The sequence below is a fragment of the Stenotrophomonas sp. 05L44_2 genome (assembly GCF_056665995.1).
Map to the genome: position 1 here is coordinate 1 of NZ_JBFTNR010000693.1, position 2,203 is coordinate 2,203.

At 62.7% G+C, this 2,203-nt stretch carries 4 protein-coding genes and 1 tRNA gene; 1 reads left to right on the forward strand and 4 read right to left on the reverse strand.

Going from position 1 to position 2,203, the window contains the following annotated elements; all coding sequences use genetic code 11:
• Positions 1–686, reverse strand: a 686-nt coding sequence (locus AC1VAN_RS19380; protein WP_480986497.1) for a DEAD/DEAH box helicase family protein, incomplete at its 3' end; no start/stop codon positions are given.
• Between the two features lie 176 nt (positions 687–862).
• On the opposite strand from AC1VAN_RS19380, the gene AC1VAN_RS19385 reads away from it, so the two are divergent.
• The gene (locus AC1VAN_RS19385; RefSeq protein ID WP_032975713.1) at positions 863–1,357 is read left to right on the forward strand and encodes a GspH/FimT family pseudopilin; all 495 of its coding nucleotides are present in this window, start codon (positions 863–865) and stop codon (positions 1,355–1,357) included.
• A 52-nt stretch (positions 1,358–1,409) separates the two neighbouring features.
• On the opposite strand, the gene AC1VAN_RS19390 is transcribed toward AC1VAN_RS19385, so the two are convergent.
• From AC1VAN_RS19390 to AC1VAN_RS19400, 3 genes are all read right to left on the reverse strand, one after another.
• Positions 1,410–1,486 (reverse strand) — tRNA-Asn (locus tag AC1VAN_RS19390).
• 45 nt (positions 1,487–1,531) lie between these two features.
• A complete protein-coding gene (locus AC1VAN_RS19395) occupies positions 1,532–1,939 on the reverse strand; it encodes a type IV pilin protein (protein ID WP_032975712.1) in 408 nt (135 codons plus the stop codon).
• A gap of 23 nt (positions 1,940–1,962) precedes the next feature.
• On the reverse strand, positions 1,963–2,203 hold a 241-nt coding region (locus tag AC1VAN_RS19400; protein WP_480986498.1), incomplete at its 5' end, for a hypothetical protein.

Consider the following 2,203-nt stretch of genomic DNA (forward strand, 5'->3'; position numbering starts at 1 on the left):
GGATCGAACATCGTGATCTTTTCCACCTCGCCATCGAACAGTTCGATGCGCAGGGCCTCACTGTCCGACTCCGCCGGGAACACGTCGATCACTTCACCGCGCACGCGGAAGGTACCGCGCTGCAGCTCGTATTCGTTGCGCGTGTACTGCAGCTGGGTCAGGTGATTGATCAGGTCGCGCTGGTCGATGCGCTCGCCCTTGGACAGGATCAGGCGCAGCGACAGGTAGTCTTCCGGCGCACCCAGGCCGTAGATGGCCGACACGGTCGCCACCACGATCGCATCCGGTCGTGACAGCAGGGTCTTGGTCGCCGCCAGCCGCATCTGTTCGATGTGTTCGTTGATCGAACTGTCCTTCTCGATGAAGGTGTCCGACGACGGCACGTAGGCTTCCGGCTGGTAGTAATCGTAATAGCTGACGAAGTACTCCACCGCGTTGTGCGGGAAGAACGCCTTGAACTCACCGTACAGCTGCGCTGCCAGGGTCTTGTTCGGCGCCATGATCAGCGTCGGCTTCTGCACCTGCTGGATGACGTTGGCGATGGTGTAGGTCTTGCCCGAGCCGGTGACGCCCAGCAGGGTCTGCTTGGCGACGCCGGCCTCGAAATTACTGGTCAGCTTGGCGATGGCATCGGGCTGGTCTCCCGCCGGCGAATACGGCGAGACAAGTTGAAAACTGTCGCTCATGGTGTTGCCAGGTCTCGGGGAAGGTAAGTATAGGGGGCGTCCGGTGACGGTCGGCTGAGGGGAAGCCGGGGAGACCGGCAGGGGGATGCCCGATGGCGCCCCCCATTGAAAGGGGCGACGCTCGCTCCATGACCCCGCCCTTGAAACGCCCCCCTGTCCCCGGCCCCGCCCTTGGCATGCAACTGATTGAACTGGTGACGATTATTGCCGTCCTTTCCGTGTTGCTGGCGGCAGGATGGCCGACGCTGCAGTCAACACTGCTGCGCCACCGCGCCGACGCACTGCAGCTGACGCTGCATGCCAGTCTCTCCAGCGCGCGCAGCCAAGCGCTGATCCGGCGTGAACTGATCGGCGTGTGCGCCAGCGAAGACGGGCATCAGTGCACGGACGACTGGAGTGCCGGCTGGATCATCTATCGCAGTGGCCTGCGGCGGGGCTCACCAGCAACGCCGGAAGCCATCCTGGCCCATCACCGTGGCCGCGACGATGTCTCGATCCTGGCACACGCCAGCAGCGGACGGCCGCTCCTGTTTTTCCAGGCGGATGGGCGAAGCCCCGGCGCCAATCTGACCCTGCGCATCTGCGCTGGCAGACACCTGCACGGCAAGCTGGTGGTCAACAATGGCGGGCGTACCCGCAGTGAACGCAGCAACCGCGATCTGCCGTGCTGAACAGAGCAAAGAAAAGCAAAAAGCCGCGATTTCTCGCGGCTTCTGCAGTATCTGGCGCCCGAAGTTGGACTCGAACCAACGACCCCCTGATTAACAGTCAAGTGCTCTAACCGGCTGAGCTATTCGGGCGGGGAGGCGCATTGTACTGGTCGAATCCTGGAAGATCAACACCCACTACCAACAATCGGAAACCGCTCCTCCCGAGGTCTTCCGGTTGGCCTGGTCGAGGGTCAGCTTGCCGCAGCTGTCCTTGACCTGCGTACCCGAAGGAGACGCCGTGATCGTGAACGTGGAACCATCGCCCTTGTAACTCAGGTCGTATCGCGTCGCCCCGCCCTCGCGTGGCGAGACCTTGCTGGGCAGGGTGTAGCCCGAGTAGGAATTGTTGCTGGAGTGATAGCGCTCCGCACGTTGCGCGTACTCGGCCAGGTCCGCTTTGGCTACTGCACGATGTGATCGAAGTACGTACTGCTGGTACGAAGGAATGGCGATGGCCGCCAGGATGCCGATGACGATCACCACGATCATCAATTCGATCAACGTAAAGCCCGCTGAGCGATGAGGCGCACGGAAAGACTGCATGGATGTGGATCCTCGCACAGGGGTCACTGGAGCTGCCGCCAGGACTGGCGACCGCAGGGATAAGGCAGATACAGCGACTGGCTGCCGGCGGCGCCTACCACCATCCAGCAAGAGCTGCCCCCGGGCGGACCTTCCTTGCCACTACCCAGACGCGGTATGACCGACAGGGATACGTCCTTGACCGGCGCGGTTCCCTCGGTCTTCAACGACAGGCCCGCTGTACCCGACGCCGGCTTGACACCCGTGGGTGAACCGGTCCGGACA